Below are 20,222 nucleotides of genomic sequence, written 5' to 3'. Positions count from 1 at the left end.
AATTAGGTACAATAACAGAAATGATTACGCTAACAGCAGCTGATGTAAATAAGAAAGCAAAGGGAAGCAAGTATTACCCTGTAAAACAAGCAAGGATACCATTTACAGGCTGCGCCATGACTAATGGTAGAAAAGCCATACAAAACCTTTTTCAAGAAAGAAATTTTAGCGAACTTATTTATAGATAGTTTTAAAAATTTAGATAAAAAATTAAGGGGATAAGTACGCCCTTTCGGGCCGCGGGCGAAGCCCTATTGGATAAAATTTTCAACTGAATTTATAATGGGAAAAATTCAAAAAATAAATTGCCCACTTTAACTTGACACAAACAATATTTGATATTTACTTTATTTTATTTATGTTTTATGTTATAATCAAACGAAAATAGCCTATATGAATGGAGGAATTCAAATGAAACATATAAGAACTATCAATAAATCAAATATAAAAGACAGCTTAAAGAAACCAGGCTGTAAGGAATGTGCAAATTCATGCCAGTCAGCATGTAAAACTTCTTGTACAGTTGCAAATTTAGCGTGCGAAAATTAATATAAAAGCAGTAACTTTATGTTACTGCTTTAAATTTAGTTATAATTAGTTGGGAGGAAAAAGAATTGGCTGATATTCATAAGTTTATCCAAGATGGGGAATATTACATTATAGACGTAAATTCAGGAGCGGTTCATGTAGTTGATGAATTAGTATACCATATTGTTGGAGAAGATGGTCTGAAAGATAAAGGAAGCATAATAGCAGAGTTTGGGAAAGCATATGAAAAACAGGATATAATTGAAGCTTATGAAGAATTGGAAGAGCTTATAAAAGAAGGCGTATTATATTCAAAGGATTTATATGAAAATATAGGATTAAAGGCAGCGGAAGGCCCTTCCTATATTAAAGCTCTATGCCTAAATATAGCACATGATTGTAATCTAAGATGCAAATATTGTTTTGCAGATGAAGGTGAATATAAAGGGAAAAGAGAAATTATGTCTGCTGACATTGGGAAAAAGGCAATTGATTTCGTAATAAAGTCCTCTGGCCCAAGAAAGAACATAGAGGTAGATCTTTTTGGAGGGGAGCCTCTGATGGCTTTTAACACAGTAAAAGAAATAGTTGAATATGCAAAAGAACAAGAAAAAATACATAATAAAACCATTAGATTTACAATGACCACTAATGCTACCTTACTTAATGATGAAATAATGGACTATTTAGATAAAAACATGGGGAATATAGTGTTAAGCATAGATGGCAGAAAAAAGGTAAATGATGATGTTAGAGTAAGAGTTGATGGCAGCGGTTGTTATGATACTATATTACCAAAGATAAAAGAAATGGTTAATATTAGAGATAAAGGTAAGCAGTATTATGCTAGAGGTACCTTTACAAGGAATAATTTAGATTTTTATGAAGATCTTATACACTTAGCTAATGAAGGTTTTGATGAAATATCCATTGAACCAGTAGTATTGCCAGAAGAACATTCTCTATCCTTAAGAGAAGAGGATTTACCTAAAATATTTGAACAGTATGATAAAATTTATAAAGAAATGGTTAAGCGCCATAAAAAAGGAAATGAATTTAAGTTCTATCATTTCAATATAGACCTTCAAGGTGGCCCCTGTGTTTATAAGAGAATATCTGGCTGTGGAGCAGGACATGAATATGTAGCCATAACTCCATCAGGAGATATATATCCTTGTCATCAATTTGTAGGAAATGAAGATTTTATAATGGGTAATGTATTGAAACAAGGCTTAGACAAAAATATGCAAAGAAAATTTAAAGAAGCTAATATTTATTTTAAACCAATATGTAAAGAATGCTGGGCTAGATTCTACTGCAGTGGAGGATGCCAAGCTAATAACTATAACTTTAATAAAGACATACATATACCTTATAAATTAGGCTGCGAAATGCAAAAAAAGAGAATAGAATGTGCTATAGCTTTAAAGGCGAAGATTATGGAAGAGTAGATCAGTATGAATAATATAAGTAAGTATATATACTTACTTATATTGACTATTTTTTACAGAGGATATATAATTTTTGTATATTGTTAATTTTTTTAGAGTTAATGGTGAAGATTTCTATGGTCTTTATATTTTAGACTTACAAAAGAAGGGGGATAAAGATGAAGAAAAAAAATGCCATAAAGAGTACAGTGTTATTTATACTATCAGTACTTATTATAGGAACTTTAGCTTATGCTGGTGCTTATGGAATAGATAATATATTGGGAACAGGATATAGGTTTAAACCCTTTGGAGAGACCATAAAAAAGGGTCTTGACCTTCAAGGTGGTGTATCACTGGTAGAGGAGATACAGGCTGATAAAGTTGATACAGCTACCATAGATAGAACCATAGAGCTATTATCTTCTAGAGTTAATAAATTAGGTGTCAGTGAAACTGTAGTACAAAGGGAAGGATCAAAAAGAATTAGATTAGAAATACCTGGCATATATGATGCAAAAGCAGTTATAGATACTGTGGGAAAAACCGGAGAACTTAAGTTTGTAGGACCGGATAAACAAGTTATTCTTACAGGAAAAGATGTAAAAGATGCAATTGCACAAATAAACCCAGATAATAATCAGCCTATTATAAGCTTAGAGCTTAATGATGAAGGAACAAAAAAGTTTGCCGCAGCAACTAAGAAATTTGTAGGTCAGCCTATTTCTATATATATGGATGAGGAATTATTGACTGATCCTATGGTAAATGAGGTTATACCAAATGGAAAAGCTCAAATTACAGGAAGTAAATCTTTGGAAGAGGCAAAAAGACAGGCTGGTATAATAAAATCAGGAGCTCTTCCTGTAGTTGTAAAACCTGTTGAAGTAAAAACCGTAGGGGCTACTCTAGGAGCTAATGCTCTGCCTCTTAGCGTAAAGGCAGGAGTAGTAGGGGTAGGACTAGTATTTCTATTTATGTTACTTTACTATAGAATACCTGGTCTTATTGCAGATATCGCTTTAACACTTTATATAGTGTTGGTGCTATCAACATTTGTTTCTATGAAGTCCATATTGACTTTATCAGGAATAGCAGGTTTCTTACTTACAATAGGTATGGCGGTGGATGCAAATGTACTTATATTTGAAAGAATAAAAGAAGAATTAAGAGCTGGTAAGTCTGTTAGATCCTCTGTAGATGCAGGTTTCCATAGAGCTTTATCTTCAATTCTTGATTCAAATATAACCACTATTATTGCAGCTGTAGTGCTATATAACTTAGGAACAGGATCAGTTAAAGGTTTTGCCCTCACTTTAATGGTAGGTATAATATTAAGTATGTTTACAGCAATAGTTGTTACAAGATTTTTATTAAAATTAGCCGTAGACATGGGTATGCTAAATAGCTTGGCAGCCTTTGGAGTTAAGAGGAGGGTAGAATAATATGAAGACATTAAAGATTATTGAGAAGACAAAAATATGGTTTTCTATTTCTCTTATCATAATGCTTATAGGATTATTTTGTATGATTAAAAATGGGTTAAATTATGGTATAGACTTTAAAGGTGGTACTTTAGTTCAAATTAACATGAAAAAGGATTTTGATAAGCAGGAAGTAGAAAAAATAATTAGTAAATATACTAAAGACTATACTACAAATACTGCAATAAATACTGCAAATCAGGTTCAATTGGAAATAAGAAGTAATTCATTAACAGATGAGCAAGTAGGTCCTATGTTTAATGAAATTAAGGAAAAGTATAAATTGCAAGATAAGGATTTAGTTTCTCAGCAGAGAATAGGACCATCTGTTGGTAAAGAATTAAGGCAAAACGCTTTATTGGCGTTATTAATTGCCAATGCTGCTATGCTTATATACGTTGCAATTAGATTTGAATTTAAATTTGCATTAGCTGCAATTTTAGGTTTAGTGCATGATATTATAATAACTGTATCTGTATACGCTATACTTCAGATACCAATAAACTCAAGTTTTATAGCCGCTATACTTACTATAGTTGGTTATTCTATAAATGATACTATAGTTGTTTTTGATAGAATAAGAGAAAATTCAAAGAAAATGAGAAGAGCTAGCGATGTAGAATTAGCTGATATAAGTATAACTGAAACTATGACTAGATCAATAAATACAGTACTTACAACTTTATTCACTATTACAGCTGTATTTGCATTTGTTCCAGCTGTAAGGGATTTTGCTACTCCTTTAATAGTTGGAATTATATCAGGAGCATATTCTTCAATATTTATTTCAAGTCCATTATGGGTTATATTTAAAAATAAAGGGTTAAAAAAGGCTTTAGTGTCGAAATAAATAATAAAATATAGATTCACGTAAATATGTAGATATTTATATAAAACCAGAGTATATGAGTGCTCTGGTTTTTTAATTTGTAAATAAAATATTTAACGTATTTGTCAAAACCCATATTTTAAATTATAATATATATGCTTTTTTATTTTTTGGAGGATTTAGTTATGGAAAAGAAAGGTAAAGCTGTCCCATTTTCTAAGCTTTCTATTTCTTATAATCCATTTATGCTTTTAGGAATGGATGATGGATTAAGAAGAATAGTTAAAGCTGTAAATGAAAGAGAAAAAATAATTGTATATGGTTGTTATGATTTAGATGGAATAACGGCTGTTTCTTTGCTTTTTTTGGTGTTAAAGTATTTAAATGCAGATGTAGAATACTTTATATCTGATGGAGATAATGGTAAATTTAATATAGATGCAGATATTATAAGAAATCATGTAAAATTTCTTGGTACGGATTTAATGATTACTGTTGGCTGCGGTATGAACTCTTATGAACAGGTGGAACTATGTAAGCAGTTAGGTATAGATGTGATTATTACGGATTACCATACCTTTGATAGTATCATACCAAGAACTGTGGTAATCAATCCCAATCAAGCTGAATGTACATATCCTTTTAAGGAATTATCCAGCGTAGGAGTGACTTATAAGCTTGTTCAAGCTATATCTTCTTATTATCAAATGAAATGCATAAGTAAATATTTAGATCTAGTTATGTTAGGAAGCATTTCAAATCATGTACCATATATAGGAGAAAATAAGCTTATGATAGATGAAGGAATATATCATATGAATTATACTAATAATTATGGATTAAAAGCCTTAATAAAGGTCAATAATATTAAGTATATAAATTTGGAAAGCGCAAATAGATTGGTGAGTAGTATAATGCCTAGACGGAATAGCTCAAGATGGCTTGATAATGCAAGAATAACAGTGGAACTTTTTACTACTTCTAATAGCGATAGAGCGGAACAGATTGCAAAGTATTTAAAAAATGAAATTAAAATAACTAAAACTCATGAAGAATAAGTGTTTACAAAGTATTATCTTGAATATAGTATTGTTTTTAATATATAATAGTGTGATGGCTAGAAATAGTAAAATAAATATATTTTTAAAGTTTTAGGGGGAAAACGATAATGGATTTAAAGGAAAAAATAAGAGTAATAGAAGGATTTCCAAGGGAAGGTATAAGCTTTAAAGATGTAACAACCTTGCTAAATGACAAGGAAGCATTTAAATTTACAATAGATACAATAGCTGAATATCTTAAGGATAAAAATGTTGATGTAATTGTTGGACCAGAAGCCAGAGGATTTTTATTTGGTGCGCCTATAGCTTATGCATTAGGGGCAGCTTTTGTGCCAGTTAGGAAAAAAGGTAAATTACCTTCTGAAACTATAAGTGTAAGCTATGAGTTAGAGTATGGAACTGATATATTAGAAATTCATAAAGATGCAATTAAACCAGGTCAGAAAGTTGCGATAGTTGATGATTTACTTGCTACTGGGGGAACTATACAATCCGTTGCTAAATTAGTGGAGAGTGTAGGAGGAGAAGTTGTATCCCTTGATTTCGTCATAGAATTGACAGACTTAAAGGGCAGAGAAAAATTACAAAAATATGACCTTCTATCCCTTGTACAGTATGACATATAGTCAAAATATAAATTGCAAGTTTCTACAAAATATTATATAATAGTAGTAAAAAATAATGGCTGGTTTAATTAACCAGCCATTGATTTTAGGGGAGTAAAATATGCTTGAAAACTTAATGGATAAAATAAATAAAAATTGTAATAATGTTGATAAGGAACTAGTCCAAAAAGCATATAATTTTGCCTATAATGCTCATAAGGATCAGAAAAGAGAGTCAGGAGAACCTTATATTATACATCCCTTAGAAGTGGCTTGCATATTAGCCGACATGGGGATGGATACAAGTACCATAGTAGCAGGATTATTGCATGATGTAATAGAGGATACTTGCTATAATTATGAGGATATAAAAAAAGAATTTGGCAGTGAAGTTGCAGAATTAGTTCAGGGTGTAACAAAGCTTGGCAAAATTCAATATAAGACTAAGGAAGAGCAGCAGGCAGATAATGTAAGAAAAATGTTATTAGCTATGGCTAAGGATGTAAGAGTAATACTTATAAAGTTAGCAGATAGACTTCATAATATGAGAACTTTAAAATATATGCCTGTGGAAAAACAAAAGGAAAAGGCTAAGGAAACATTGGATATATATGCACCTTTAGCACATAGATTAGGTATTTCCAAAATAAAATGGGAATTAGAGGACTTATCCTTTAGATATATACATCAAAATGAATATTATGATCTAGTAAAGATGATTGCAGAAAAAAGGGTTGAAAGAGAAAATTATATTCAAATGATAATAAAGCAACTAAAGGAAAGTCTCCAAAAGGCTGGTATAGAATCTGATATTGATGGTAGACCAAAACATTTCTATAGCATATATAGAAAAATGGTGAATAAAAATAAGACTTTAGACCAAATATTTGATTTAACTGCAGTAAGAATACTTGTAGATACTGTAAAGGACTGCTATGCTGCACTAGGAATCGTTCATACTATGTATAAGCCTATTCCAGGAAGATTCAAAGATTATATTGCCATGCCTAAGCCTAACATGTATCAATCTCTACACTCAACAGTAATTGGACCTCAGGGGAAACCCTTTGAAATCCAAATAAGAACCTTTGAAATGCATAAAACAGCAGAATACGGTATTGCTGCTCATTGGAAGTATAAAGAGGGTAAATCTACGGAAAATAATATGGATTTAAAGATGACTTGGTTAAGGGAAATGCTAGAATGGCAAAGAGAAACCTCTGATGCCACTGAATTTATGGAAGGCTTCAAAATAGATTTATTCTCTGATGAAGTTTTCGTATTCACTCCTAAGGGTGTAGTTATTAATCTACCTAGTGATTCAACTCCAATAGATTTTGCCTATAAAATACATACGGATATAGGAAATAGATGTATTGGTGGCAAGGTAAATAATAAAATGGTACCATTAGATTATCATTTGAAAACTGGTGAAATAGTAGAAATAATAACTTCACCTACTGCTAAGGGTCCAAATATAGATTGGATTAATATAGTTAAAAGTAACCAGGCTAAAAGCAAAATAAAAGCGTGGTTTAAAAAAGCCAAGAGAGAGGAAAACACTAGTAAAGGTAAAGACTTGCTGGAAAAAGAGGCTAAAAAACAAGGGTATAATTTTGGAGAAATTGCAAAGGGTGAAATACTCAACGGATTATTAAAAAAATATAATTTTAATTCCATTGAAGATCTTTATGCTTCAGTAGGGGTGGGGGATCTAATATCCTCTAATATTGTTACAAAGATAAGAGAACAATATGAAAATGGGAATAAAATTCCATTGTCTGCTCAGGATATAATTAATAATGCAAATAGCAAAAGTATTAAACAAAATGAAAATAAAAATGGAAATAAAAATGGGAAAAAGAAAAATAGCAGCCCTGGAGTAATAGTTAAGGGAGCAAGCAATGTGTTAGTTAGATTTTCTAAATGCTGTAATCCTGTCCCAGGAGATGAGATTATAGGATATATTACTAAAGGGAGAGGGGTATCTATTCATAGAAAGGATTGTAAAAATGTATCCTTACTTATGGAAAATGCAGAAAACAAAATAGTTGAAGTAAGCTGGGGGACAGAAAACTCCGGAGCCTATATTGCGGAAATACAGTTAAAGGCGGAAGATAGAGATGGGTTACTTGCGGAAATCATGGATATTATTACTCAAACTAAAACTAATTTGTATTCTATAAACGCTAAGACTACAAAAGGAAAGAATGCTTTAATAAATATAAAGTTGAAAATTCATAATGTAGAACATCTTAAAGATTTAATGAAAAGAATGAAAAAATTAAATGGAGTTTCCGAAGTATATAGGACAAAGAATTAGGAGGAGTATCAATGAGAGCAGTAGTACAAAGGGTTAAATCCTCAAAGGTTGAAGTAGATGGAAAGGTGATTGGCAGCATAAAAAAAGGGCTAAATGTACTTTTAGGCATATGCAAAGGTGACACTAAAGAGGATGTAGCATACTTAAAAGATAAAATTATAAATTTAAGAATTTTTCAAGATGAAGAAGGTAAAATGAATAAATCACTTATTGATGTAGGCGGAGAACTTTTAGTGATTTCTCAATTTACATTATATGGTGATTGTAGGAAAGGAAAGAGACCTAGCTTCATAGAAGCTTTAGGCGGAGGTGAAGCTAAGGTACTATATGAGGATTTCGTGCAGCAATGTAAAGAAGTATTAGGTAATGTTGAAACAGGCGAGTTTGGGGCTGATATGGAAGTTACTATAATAAACGATGGACCTGTTACCATATTAATAGAGAGCAAGAAAACTTTTTAAAATTTAGTGGGAGTTGATTAAATGAAGATTAGAAGAATTCCTGTAGGGGCATATGCAGCTAATTGTTATATAGTTATGGATGAAAATACAAAGGATGGAATAGTAATAGACCCAGGTGATGAATATGCTGTTATAAAAGCACAAATAAAAAAACTAGGAGTAAATGTAAAATATATATTTGTTACTCATGGTCACGCTGACCATACTGAAGCAATAGCTGAACTTAGAGAATTTTTAAAAGTGCCGGTATGTATTAATGAAAAAGATGAACATTTAATTATGAATGGTGGATATATGTTTGGAACTCCTAAAAATTGCGGTAAGGCAGACATACAAATAAAAGAAGGAGATACTTTTAATTTTGGAGACTTAGAATTAAAATGTATAGAAACCCCAGGTCACACATTAGGTGGCATGTGCTTTATTATAGATAATGTAGTTTTCACTGGAGATACATTATTTGCAAATTCTGTAGGAAGAACGGATTTTCAGGGTGGAGATTCTGAAGCCATTATAAACAGCATAAAAAATAAATTATTAATTCTTCCTGAAGACACTAGAGTTCTTCCAGGCCACGGTGATGATACTACTATAAAGATTGAAAAAGTATATAATCCTTTTCTTTAATTTCTAGGAGAAAAGAGCTAAAATAAGGGAGAGACAATGATAATAAATATTGCGTTAAATAATTTTAAATATAGATATGATATTTATCAAATGTTTAACCTTTTTTATCCTTTTAGCCAAATAATATTTGAAGAAGGCAGTTGGGATTATAAAATAGATATAGAAAAAGATAAGGTGCTAATTTCGGATAAAGAAGAAACTAAAGAATTTTTCATTAGTGAAACAGGTAAAAGAAAGGAAGAAATAAAAAAAGCTGTTTATATATTTTTAGGAGATAAAACAGAAAAGATTTTTCCTTGGGGAACATTGGTAGGTATAAGACCAAGCAAAATAGCTCTTTCACTATTAAATGAAGGTAAAAGTGAAGATGAAATAGTGGATTATTTTTATAGGCATTATTTAACCAATGAAGAAAAAGCAAGGCTTTGTATAAAAATTGTAGAAGTAGAAAAAAGAATGGTGAATAAAGATGAAAATACTGTTAGTTTATATATAGGAATGCCATTTTGCCCTACTAGATGCCTATACTGTTCCTTTGCATCTAATCCTATTGCTAGTTGTAAGAGAATAGTAGAGCCTTATATTCATTCTTTGATACATGAAATGGAAGAAATGAAGAGATTTATAAGAGAAAAGGCTTTGACAGTTCAAACTATCTATTTTGGAGGGGGTACACCTACTGCTGTAGATGATGTACAATTTGAATATATTATGAAAAATATATATAATAAATTTATATATGGAAATAATATAAAGGAGTTTACGGTAGAATGTGGAAGACCAGATAGCTTAACCAAAGAGAAGTTTAGCACAATGAAAAAATACAAAGTGGATAGGATTAGCATAAATCCTCAAACCATGAATGAAGACACATTAAAACTCATAGGTAGAAAACATACAGTTTATGATGTAATAGAAAAGTTTAAAATGGCAAGGGAAATGGGCTTTAATAATATAAATATGGACATAATAGTTGGTTTGCCTAAGGAAGGATTATCTCATATAAAAAACACCTGCCAGGAAATACTAAAGCTAAAACCTGATAGCTTAACTGTACATGGGCTATCTATAAAAAGAGGATCAAGGCTTCATGAAAATATGAAAGAACATTTGGAAAAGATTCATCAAAATGAGTTAAATCTTATGTATAAAGAAACCTCTAAATTAGCAGAGGATTTGGAGATGGCTCCCTATTATATGTATAGACAAAAAAATATGGTAGGCAATATGGAGAATATAGGGTATTCACGATTTGGAAAAGAGTGTATATATAATATTCAAATGATAGAGGAAAAGCAGACTGTAATTGCCCTTGGAGCTGATGCTGTAACGAAGGTAATATTTTTAGATGAGAACAGGATTGAAAGAGTTCCAAATGTAAAGGATGTAATAGAGTATAATAAGAGAATAGATGAAATGATAGAAAGAAAAATTGTTGAACTTGAAAAGCTATATAAATAATCATAGAGAATTGAAGCGACTCAATAATGGTTGCTATAATATAATAAATTAAATAATTATCAGCTTATTATTAAGTTGATAAAAGGAGGAAAGAAATGGGAGAAGCATTAAAAGGATTAAAAAGAACTATAATGTGTGGCGAACTTAGAGAATCCCATATAGATAGCATATGCACTGTAATGGGCTGGGTTCAAAGGAAGAGAAATCTAGGAGGATTAATTTTTATAGATTTAAGAGATAGGACTGGAATCCTTCAAATTGTATTTGGCGAAGAAATAAATAAAGAAGCTTTTGAAAAAGCTGATACTGTTAAATCAGAATATTGTATTGCTATTACAGGAAAAATAGTAAGAAGAGAATCAGCAAATGATAATCTGCCAACAGGAATGGTGGAATTAAAAGGTGAAAGCATTAAAATATTATCTGAATCAGAAACACCACCTATATACATAAAAGAAAATTTAGATGCTTCAGAAAATATAAGATTAAAATATAGATATTTGGATTTAAGAAGACCAGATATGCAAAGAATATATGTGATTAGACATAAGGCTGCTAAAGCTGTAAGAGACTTTATGGATTCACATGGTTTTTTGGAAATTGAAACTCCAATACTTACAAAGAGTACTCCAGAAGGGGCAAGAGATTATCTTGTACCAAGTAGAAATTATCCTGGAATGTTCTATGCATTACCACAATCTCCACAATTATTTAAGCAGTTACTTATGGTATCGGGTTTTGATAGATATTTCCAGATAGCTAGGTGTTTCAGAGATGAAGACTTAAGAGCAAATAGACAACCTGAATTTACTCAGATAGACTTAGAAATGTCCTTTGTTGAAGCTGAGGATGTAATGGACTTAAATGAAAAATTAGTTCAATATATATTTAAAACTATATTAGATGTAGATGTTAAGCTTCCTATGGAAAGAATGCCTTATAAAATAGCTATGGAGAAGTACGGCAGTGATAAACCAGATTTAAGATTTGGAATGGAGATAGAAAATATAAGTGAAGTAGTAGCAAATTCTGAATTTAAAGTATTTAGAGATGCATTAGACAATGGTGGTTCTGTACGTGCTATAAAGGCTGAAAATTGTGCTGGTATGGGAAGAAAGCAAATTGATAAATTAACTGACTTTGTAAAGACTTTTAAAGCTAAGGGATTAGCATGGATAGCTTACAAAGAAGGAGAAATAAAATCACCAATAGCAAAATTCTTATCAGAAGATGAAATGAAAGCTATACTAAACAAAATGAATGCTAAGGTAGGAGATTTAATCCTTATAGTTTCAGATGCTAAGAATAAAATTGTACTTCAAAGCCTTGGTCAATTAAGATTACACTTAGCTAAAGAATTAGAATTATTGAAAAATAATAAAGAGTTTAGGTTTGTATGGGTTACTGAGTTTCCATTACTTTCATACAATGAGGAAGAAAATAGATGGGAAGCAGAGCATCATCCATTTACAATGCCTATGGATGAAGATATTCAATACTTAGATTCAGATCCAGGAAGAGTAAGAGCTAAAGCTTATGATATGGTGCTAAATGGAGAAGAGTTAGGTGGAGGAAGTATAAGAATACATGTATCAAGCCTTCAGGAAAAAATGTTTGAAATATTAGGATTTACTAAGGAAAAAGCTTGGGAAAGATTTGGATTCTTGCTTGAAGCATTCAAATATGGACCACCACCACATGGAGGATTAGCATTTGGATTTGATAGGATGGTAATGTTCTTAACAGGAACAGAAAATATTAAAGATGTTGTGGCCTTCCCTAAGAATCAAAATGCATTCTGTCCATTAACAGAAGCTCCAAATGTAGTAGATGAAGTTCAATTAAAAGAATTAGGAATTAAAACAAAATAATCTAGTTTATATATAACAAAAATATTAACTATGTAGTATAATATTATTGAAAAACAAGTAAGATACTTTCCTGCTGTGTGCGGGTTAATAGGTTTATATTGAGCCAACACATTATTGAAAGGGAATCGGACTCTTTCTGTGGATTTGATACTTAAGCTTTGCTTAAGAACAAAGAAGTAGAAAGGAGATGCCCACCTGCTATCTGCAGGTTCAAATATAACTTATTTTAACGGCACGGCGGGAATTATTTTATAAAAAAAGCTAATGCGTAAAGGCATTAGCTTTTTAAATTTGCGCTTTTTTCATATTTGCATATAAATAAGAAATAATAAATGCTATAATGCTAGGGATAACCCATACAAAACCTATTTTTGATAGCGGTATTAAGGAAATAAAATTTTCTATAAATTTTATATGGATGCCTAAAGGTGCCATGTTATCTAATATACTTATAATTAGTGTAGTATACACAGTGGCGGATATTACACTATTATTATTCACACCCAATAATGTTAATATAACTAATACTATTACTATTGGATATAAAATTTGTAATATAGGACCAGAAAGGACTACAATTTTATCTACTCCCATGGTGGCCATTAAAATACTCCATATGGTAATTATTATAGAATTAGTTCTGTAGGACAATTTATCCTTAGAAAGCCCCTCAAAATATTTAGCTGCAGAGGAAGTAAGACCAATAGATGTTGTAAGACAAGCTAGTGCCACTGCTGCTCCAAGAAAAAGATTACCTGAATATCCTAAAATTCTTTTAACAATTTCTGTAACCAATGCAGTTTTACCTATGTCTCCAGGAATTATAGAGGAAGTTTGACTACCCAAATACATTAAACCTCCATAGATAACTCCAAGACCAATTACAGCCACTATACCAGATATAGAGGTCATCTTAATAATATCTGAAGTTTTGGTATATCCTTTATCCTTTACTGAGGATAAAACTATAGATGCAAATATAACAGAAGCTATAGCATCCATGGTTTGATAGCCTTCAATTAAGGAATTTGAAAATACATGTTGAAAATTAGTGTTTACTATAGTGCCTATAGGACTAATAACTCCCTTAACTATTATAGTTAATAGTAGTAATAGAAGAATAGGAGTTAATATCTTGCCAATGTTGTCCACTATTGAAGATGGCTTAAGAACAAAGGCTAAGTTAATAATAAAATATATTATTATAGATGGTACAATGCCTACATTAGGGAATATGGGATGAACGCTAAGTTCATATGTAGTGGCAGCGGTTCTTGGTATAGCAAGCATTGGGCCTATAGCAAGTACAATACTAGTAGTAGCAATAATAGAAAATACCTTTCCTACTCTAAGAGACATATCTTTAAAGGTACCATTTATTTTTGCACAAGCTAGAATACCCATCAAAGGCAATCCAACTCCAGTCATTATAAAACCAATTATAGATATAAAATATTTTGATCCTGCAGCTTTGCCCAGGTATGGTGGAAAGATCAAATTACCTGAACCAAAAAACATAGCAAAAAGCGCTAATCCGATTATAAATGCATCTTTATTAGATTTTTTCATTGGTATCTCCTTTTCGCTTATTTTAATAATTTTACTAATTATTATATCATATAAAGTAATAATGTATTATTTTTTGTTATTATATAAAAATTAAACAAAAAACTGCATAACAATAAAGGAAGTGCAAATATGAATTTATCCAAGCTTCAGGCTGATTTAAAATACTATTATTCTAAAGATTTTTGGGCAACGATTTCTAAATTTATGCCTAATTATAAAAATACCTCATTATGGTTAAAAATAAATTGTTATAAATTAAATTTATTTATTTTATAGAAAATATTTATTAAAAAGTAAATATAAGGTATAATGATATTAAAATTAATATATATTTAAATTACTAAAGAATGTGAGGTAGAGCCTATATGGAAAAAACCCTTGTACTAATAAAACCAGATGGAGTTGAAAGAAAATTAATTGGAGAAATAATAAGTTTTTATGAAAGAAAGAACTTAAATATTTCAGCTCTTAAAATGATTAAAGCAAATAAAAAAGCTGCTGAAGCTCATTATGTGGAGCATGCAGGAAGAGATTATTACAATAGCTTAATAGACTATATAACTGATGGTAAGATAGTGGCTATGGTGATAGAGGGGGAAAATGCAGTTAAGATAGTTAGGAAGATAAATGGAGTTACAGATCCTATAGAAGCAGATATGGGAAGTATAAGAGGAAAGTATGGGTTAAGTAAAGAAAGGAATTTAGTACATGCATCTGATAGTATTGAAAATGCCAAAAGAGAAATTAGTATATGGTTCCCTGAAATATAGAAATAGTTGTCTATTCAGTATTTTTAATTTTTTAAAAAGCAGGAAATTATATTACTAATATAGAATAATTTAAATAACATAATAGAAAGGTGTGTAAAGGATGATATCAGATAAGGATGAAGTAATAAAGCTAGCGGAGGAAATATTAAGCTCACTCCAGATAAATGGATATAATATAGAACAAATGACACCAGAAGAAGTAAGTAAAGTGGTAGATGAATATTTGAAAGATGTATATGAAGATTTTGTGGATGGGTATGATGATATTTTCAGCGAATATAATACTTCCTGTGAAAGTTTTGAGGATTTTTATAGTGGATTTACAAAGAATATAAAGAATAAGGATATACATATAGAAAGTTATTTAAATTAAAATTCCATTTGGAATTAGACTACATAAGCATACATAAGAAAAAGTGGAGGACTCTTATTCTTCACTTTTTCTAATATATTATTACATTAAAAAAGATAATAGTATAATAAATAAGAAAGGAATAGGCATAAAGCTCATGGAAACTGTAATAGAGCATATAGAAGGAGAATATTTCATATGTAGAAGACAGGATGGAGTAATAATAAATATACCTATTAAGTTTTTAAAGGAAGTAAAAGTAGGAGATGTGATACTTCTTCCAGATACAAGGAAGAGATGCTAAAATACTAGAATTAATTTTATTTATAAAAAACAGAATTTTATATAGAGAATAAAACTTCTTTCTTTAGAAAAAATAAATAGAGAAAGGAGTTGTTCTTATGCCTAATAAAATGAGAAGCACTAAAAATAATAGGAAGCATGATGGCAAGTTTAGAAAAAAGACTATAAAGCATGATCCACAATCTGAAAGCTCAAGAGCAGTTTTTGAGGATCCTAAAGCTAAAGAATTAGATTAGTTTACAGGAGGGAAGATGAGAAATGTTGGAAGGAAATATTGAAGAATTAAAACTAAAAGCAAGGCAAATGTTGATAGATGGAAAAACCTTAGATGAGATAAGAAAAGAAACCAAACTTAGACAAAAGGATATAAGAAGAATACAAAAGGAAATTACGGCGAAATTTTAATCAATTAACAATTAAAAATGAGGGAGTATTAGCTCTCTCATTCTCTTGTAATAATTTAAATTTGACAAAAGTTAATTTTAAGGGTATTATTTCCATATATAATCACAGAGGGGAGATGAAGATTATAATTAACTTTAAAAAGTTTTTTATGAAGAGTAAAACAAAAAAATCTAAAGCTCAGCTTGTAATTATTGCAGCAATTTTTGTACTAATTATATTTGTAGGTTCAACAAGAAAAAATATTACAGTAACTGTAGATGGCAAAGAAAAGAAAATTACTACTTACAAAAGTACTGTTGAAAAGGTTTTAAAAAGCCAACAGATAGAACTAGGCCAAAAAGATAAAATTGATAAAGATTTAAAATCAAAAATAGCTAAAAATGATACTATAAATATAAAAAAAGCTGTAAATGTTAAAGTTTATGTGGATAATAAAGAATTAAATATAAAATCAGCAGAAGATAATATTGGATCATTGTTAAAAACAGAAAAAATAGCTTTAAAAACTGAAGATAAAGTTTCTCCAGGAATAGAAAAAGCATTATGTGAAGGAATGGATATTAAAATAACAAGAGTTGATACAAAAACAAGCACAACTTATGCTCCTATTGATTTCAAGACCATTGTAAAGAAAGATGATAATTTATTAAAATCTAAAAGCAAGGTTCTAGAAGAAGGACAGAAAGGTGAAAAACAGATTACTACAAGTATAGTTTATGAAAATGGTAAAGAGGTTGGAAGAAAGATTATAAAAGAAGTCGTTACTAAAAAACCTAAGGAAAAAGTTATTGCACAGGGGACTTTATCACCAGTAGTTGCTTCAAGGGGAACTATATCTCATACTAGCTCAAGGGGAACTACATCTCATGCTAGCTCAAATGCAATTAAGGTAAAAGCTACTGCTTATTCCGCAGCTAAAGGAGGGGGCAATACATATACTTCCTCAGGAAGAAAAGCCGTGAGAAATCCAAATGGATATAGTACTGTGGCGGTGGATCCAAGAGTTATTCCTTTAGGGACAAACCTCTATATTGAAGGTTATGGTTATGCTATAGCAGCTGATGAAGGTTCAGCAGTAAAAGGAAATTATATAGATGTTTTCTTTAACACTGAAGGAGAAGCTCGCGATTGGGGAGTAGAATATGTAAATGTGCATATATTAAAATGAAAATAATTAGAAATTTTTATATGTTCTATATGCTTAAGTCATGAGATTTAAGCATATTTTTTTTGTGTTAACCTATTTTTTATTTATTAATTGTACATATTAGCTGTTATGTTATGTGTTATAATATCCATAGCAAAAATTTTTAGATTGAAAGGGGAAAAACATTGAATAAAAGAGCAGTTCTAGACATTGTAAGAAGAGAATATAAAGAGGATGTTGAAAAGAATAGAAATTTTGCAAACATAAAAAAGTTTTTTGATATGAGTAAGAAAGAAGAGTATACCGTTGATGATGAAACTTGGAATGATATGGATATGGATAGGGTTTATAAAAAGCTAGATAGAGGCTATAGTACCTTAGGAGAGTCAGCTCTATACTATATGCTGAGAAATCCATTAAGAGATGAAGAAAAGTTAAAAAATAGGGATAAGTTAGTCCAATTATTTAAAGGCGATGCAAAGCTAAGAGAAAAGCTTTTATGTATATTCTTTCAATTAGGCAGGGATACAAAGAATACTTTTTTAGATATGATAGAAAGTGAGCTTGTGGTAAATAAATTTAAATATTACTTGTATACCTTATTGGGTAAAGTAGTGCCTATAATAGCTATTCTCTTGACTGCATTTGTAGATGAAAAGTATGCTTTAATGATATTTGGTTCTACTGCTTTAAATATGATTATAAATTACAAAGAGAAGAATACCATTAAATCCCGTGGAATAATATATTTAAGGGATATAATAATAGCTGCTAAAGATGTATCTAATATAAAAAATGATGATATTAAAGAATATATACAGGAGATAAAGGATAACTTTAAACATGTTAAGGATATTAATAGAAGTACAATATTAATAGGACTTACAGATGCATGGGGAGGATTTTTTGAAGTTGTGTCTCTAATTTTTCTTATAGAGGAATGTGCTTATTATAGAATATCAGGGGTTTTAAAAGAGAAAAAACAATATTTAATGAATATATTTTATATTCTGGGTGAATTAGAAGCAATAGTATCTATTTCTGGCTACCAGAACAATCTAAAGCAGTCTTATGTGAAGCCTACATTTACAAAGGAGGTTTTACTAAGCATTAAAGGAGGAATTCATCCTCTTTTAGATAATCCAGTAGCAAATTCTATTTGTATTAAAGATAAAGGTATAGTACTTACTGGTACAAATATGTCTGGTAAATCAACTTTTTTAAGAATGTTAGGGATAAATATAATGTTGGCACAAACCTTTTATTTTGCATTAGCAAAGGAATATAAAGCTTCATTTTTTAATATAGTATCCTCAATTAGTCCTAATGATGATTTGGCAAAAGGAAAAAGCTACTATATGGCTGAGGCTGAAGGAATACTTAGGATAGTTAATGCTCTAAAAAAAGATCTACCTGTATTTTGTCCTATAGATGAGATATTTAGAGGAACAAACCCTATAGAGAGAATAGCTATGTCAGCAGAAATATTATCCTACTTGCATAATGGAAGAACTGTTTCTATTGTGGCTACCCATGATAGAGAGCTAGTAGATATTTTAAAGGATATTTATGAATTTTATTATTTTAGTGAGGATGTTGATAATAAAAATGGGCTAAAATTTGATTATAAGCTTAAAGTTGGGGTTTCTCAAACAAGAAATGCAATAAGGCTTTTGGAGTATATTGGCTACCCAAAAGAGGTTACAAGAAAGGCATATAAGAGAGCAGAAACTATTAAGGGCTTTATTTAATCTGAAAAACATGCAGTCAGCAAGGACTACATGTTTTTTTGTTCTAAAGCCTTTTTGAGTATAATCATAAACCATATTAAGGATACTCCTAATATAGTATGTCCTAGTCCAGCTATATGATTTAATCCTTTAAAGTCCAAACTTTGTACCTGTAAAATCCCTCTCCATAAAAAAGTAATACCTGTAAATAGTAATCCAATATTATAGGTTACATACCATTTGTTGAAACCTTTAATTTGAGATAAATTTAACTTAAAGGAAGCTAAAGTTAATATAAGAAAAAATAAAAAACCTAAAACCAAGAAATGAGGATGAAGTGCCTTTAAGGCTGTAATTCCATTAAAATTATTAAGTTTAGTAAATTCCCTATAAAAAACCCCTCCAATTAAGCCTAATATTAAATAGAAAAATGAAGTTTGATAAAGTTTTTTCATAAATAAAGCTTCCAGAATATAATTAATAATAAATATCTATTGATATTTATTATTAATTATATCACTGAATTTCCATTTATTCAATAAAGGTTTTGCATATTATATAATGACCCAAGGAATCAATATTTTATGCCTTACAAAAATCTTTATTAATAAAACCATAGTAATGATAAATGTGGCAAATGGAACATTTGAAACCATGCTGCCACAAGATATGATATCTACAACCAGTGATCCTTATATAGTTGAATTATAAAATTTAGGGGTGTTTAAAATAACACTCCTTTTTTAATGGAAAGAGGTCAATTTATTGTAATGAAACATAGTATATAATATTAAGAATGGTTAGGGGGAAAGTAAGTGAAGGATTACAATATTGCAGTTAATGGATTGACAGCTTCAGAAAAGGTTTCTAGGAACTTAAGGAATATTCCTCATTCAAAGATAGAACAAAGTAATATTCTTAGGTTATCATATATGCCTTATGAGGTATCTAAGATATTAAGTGTAAACATAGGAATTAGTATAAAAACATTTAAAAAAACAAAGCTAGATAAAGGCTGTAAGGTAAATATTATAGGTTTTAGGAATATAGATATTAACTATCTAGCAAGTGATTCGGATAAAGAAGTTCATGAATTGAAGTATAAAATACCTTTTTCAACAGAGCTATCATATAATTATAATGACATTAAAGTAAAAAATGTTTATGTACCAGTGGATAAATTGCAATTAAAAATATTAGATCCAAAACAATTAATATTGGAAACAAGGGTATATGTAGCTCCAGTAGTTTTATAATGTTAATAAA

Annotated in this window: 21 protein-coding genes, 1 other RNA gene and 1 pseudogene; 21 read left to right on the top strand and 2 right to left on the bottom strand. The window is 30.1% G+C overall.

Annotation, left to right across the window (positions count from 1 at the left end; translation table 11 throughout):
• The 13 genes and pseudogenes from CLLI_RS14635 to ssrS all read left to right on the top strand — a co-directional run.
• Positions 1-188 (top strand): annotated as a pseudogene (locus CLLI_RS14635) (ISLre2 family transposase); the annotation flags it as partial.
• Positions 189-411: 223 nt separating this feature from the next.
• On the top strand, positions 412-549 hold the full coding sequence (gene scfA, locus CLLI_RS12615; RefSeq protein WP_035770427.1) for a six-cysteine ranthipeptide SCIFF: 138 nt from the start codon (positions 412-414) through the stop codon (positions 547-549).
• 65 nt (positions 550-614) lie between these two features.
• On the top strand, positions 615-1,979 hold the full coding sequence (scfB, locus tag CLLI_RS12610) for a thioether cross-link-forming SCIFF peptide maturase (RefSeq protein WP_106064557.1): 1,365 nt from the start codon (positions 615-617) through the stop codon (positions 1,977-1,979).
• A 158-nt stretch (positions 1,980-2,137) separates the two neighbouring features.
• Positions 2,138-3,403, top strand: coding sequence for a protein translocase subunit SecD (gene secD / locus CLLI_RS12605; protein WP_106064556.1), 1,266 nt, complete (start codon positions 2,138-2,140; stop codon positions 3,401-3,403).
• 1 nt (position 3,404) lies between these two features.
• On the top strand, positions 3,405-4,292 hold the full coding sequence (gene secF, locus CLLI_RS12600; protein ID WP_106064555.1) for a protein translocase subunit SecF: 888 nt from the start codon (positions 3,405-3,407) through the stop codon (positions 4,290-4,292).
• A gap of 164 nt (positions 4,293-4,456) precedes the next feature.
• Positions 4,457-5,329, top strand: coding sequence for a DHH family phosphoesterase (locus CLLI_RS12595; protein ID WP_106064554.1), 873 nt, complete (start codon positions 4,457-4,459; stop codon positions 5,327-5,329).
• Positions 5,330-5,439: 110 nt separating this feature from the next.
• Positions 5,440-5,958, top strand: coding sequence for an adenine phosphoribosyltransferase (locus tag CLLI_RS12590; protein ID WP_106064553.1), 519 nt, complete (start codon positions 5,440-5,442; stop codon positions 5,956-5,958).
• Positions 5,959-6,058: 100 nt separating this feature from the next.
• Positions 6,059-8,260, top strand: coding sequence for a RelA/SpoT family protein (locus CLLI_RS12585; RefSeq protein WP_106064552.1), 2,202 nt, complete (start codon positions 6,059-6,061; stop codon positions 8,258-8,260).
• 11 nt (positions 8,261-8,271) lie between these two features.
• Positions 8,272-8,721, top strand: a complete 450-nt coding sequence (gene dtd, locus CLLI_RS12580) for a D-aminoacyl-tRNA deacylase (RefSeq protein WP_106064551.1) — start codon at positions 8,272-8,274, stop codon at positions 8,719-8,721.
• A 21-nt stretch (positions 8,722-8,742) separates the two neighbouring features.
• Positions 8,743-9,348 carry an MBL fold metallo-hydrolase gene (locus CLLI_RS12575; protein WP_106064550.1) on the top strand — a complete coding sequence of 202 codons (606 nt, stop codon included), beginning with the start codon at positions 8,743-8,745 and terminating at the stop codon, positions 9,346-9,348.
• Positions 9,349-9,384: 36 nt separating this feature from the next.
• Positions 9,385-10,809, top strand: coding sequence for a coproporphyrinogen III oxidase (locus CLLI_RS12570; protein WP_106064549.1), 1,425 nt, complete (start codon positions 9,385-9,387; stop codon positions 10,807-10,809).
• Positions 10,810-10,904: 95 nt separating this feature from the next.
• Positions 10,905-12,680, top strand: a complete 1,776-nt coding sequence (aspS, locus tag CLLI_RS12565) for an aspartate--tRNA ligase (RefSeq protein ID WP_106064548.1) — start codon at positions 10,905-10,907, stop codon at positions 12,678-12,680.
• A 64-nt stretch (positions 12,681-12,744) separates the two neighbouring features.
• Positions 12,745-12,928: non-coding RNA, 6S RNA (gene ssrS / locus CLLI_RS12560), on the top strand.
• Positions 12,929-12,965: 37 nt separating this feature from the next.
• Here ssrS and brnQ read toward each other — a convergent pair.
• Positions 12,966-14,249: a branched-chain amino acid transport system II carrier protein gene (gene brnQ, locus CLLI_RS12555; RefSeq protein ID WP_106064547.1), complete on the bottom strand. Its 1,284-nt coding sequence runs from the start codon at positions 14,247-14,249 to the stop codon at positions 12,966-12,968.
• Between the two features lie 365 nt (positions 14,250-14,614).
• On the opposite strand from brnQ, the gene ndk reads away from it, so the two are divergent.
• The 7 genes from ndk to CLLI_RS12530 all read left to right on the top strand — a co-directional run bounded on the left by ndk (position 14,615) and on the right by CLLI_RS12530 (position 18,977).
• Positions 14,615-15,019, top strand: a complete 405-nt coding sequence (gene ndk, locus CLLI_RS12550) for a nucleoside-diphosphate kinase (protein ID WP_106064546.1) — start codon at positions 14,615-14,617, stop codon at positions 15,017-15,019.
• Between the two features lie 100 nt (positions 15,020-15,119).
• A complete protein-coding gene (locus CLLI_RS12545; RefSeq protein WP_106064545.1) occupies positions 15,120-15,392 on the top strand; it encodes a hypothetical protein in 273 nt (90 codons plus the stop codon).
• Positions 15,393-15,528: 136 nt separating this feature from the next.
• Positions 15,529-15,675 carry a hypothetical protein gene (locus tag CLLI_RS14630; protein ID WP_170063730.1) on the top strand — a complete coding sequence of 49 codons (147 nt, stop codon included), beginning with the start codon at positions 15,529-15,531 and terminating at the stop codon, positions 15,673-15,675.
• A 97-nt stretch (positions 15,676-15,772) separates the two neighbouring features.
• The gene (locus tag CLLI_RS14625) at positions 15,773-15,910 is read left to right on the top strand and encodes a CPC_1213 family protein (protein WP_170063729.1); all 138 of its coding nucleotides are present in this window, start codon (positions 15,773-15,775) and stop codon (positions 15,908-15,910) included.
• A 22-nt stretch (positions 15,911-15,932) separates the two neighbouring features.
• A complete protein-coding gene (locus CLLI_RS14620) occupies positions 15,933-16,079 on the top strand; it encodes a hypothetical protein (RefSeq protein WP_170063728.1) in 147 nt (48 codons plus the stop codon).
• Between the two features lie 115 nt (positions 16,080-16,194).
• A complete protein-coding gene (locus tag CLLI_RS12535) occupies positions 16,195-17,247 on the top strand; it encodes a 3D domain-containing protein (RefSeq protein WP_146127099.1) in 1,053 nt (350 codons plus the stop codon).
• Positions 17,248-17,411: 164 nt separating this feature from the next.
• Complete coding sequence (locus CLLI_RS12530) at positions 17,412-18,977, top strand: MutS-related protein (RefSeq protein WP_106064542.1); 1,566 nt, start codon at positions 17,412-17,414, stop codon at positions 18,975-18,977.
• A 26-nt stretch (positions 18,978-19,003) separates the two neighbouring features.
• On the opposite strand, the gene CLLI_RS12525 is transcribed toward CLLI_RS12530, so the two are convergent.
• Positions 19,004-19,411, bottom strand: coding sequence for a DUF2871 domain-containing protein (locus tag CLLI_RS12525; protein WP_106064541.1), 408 nt, complete (start codon positions 19,409-19,411; stop codon positions 19,004-19,006).
• A gap of 360 nt (positions 19,412-19,771) precedes the next feature.
• On the opposite strand from CLLI_RS12525, the gene CLLI_RS12520 reads away from it, so the two are divergent.
• Entirely contained in the window at positions 19,772-20,212 is a 441-nt protein-coding gene (locus CLLI_RS12520) for an SPOCS domain-containing protein (RefSeq protein WP_106064540.1), read from the top strand.
• Positions 20,213-20,222 lie beyond the last annotated feature (10 nt).

This window comes from Clostridium liquoris, from assembly GCF_002995785.1.
GTDB lineage: Bacteria > Bacillota > Clostridia > Clostridiales > Clostridiaceae > Clostridium_AO > Clostridium_AO liquoris.
Note: the sequence above shows the minus strand (reverse complement) of the source record. Positions and strands in the feature narration are given on the sequence as shown.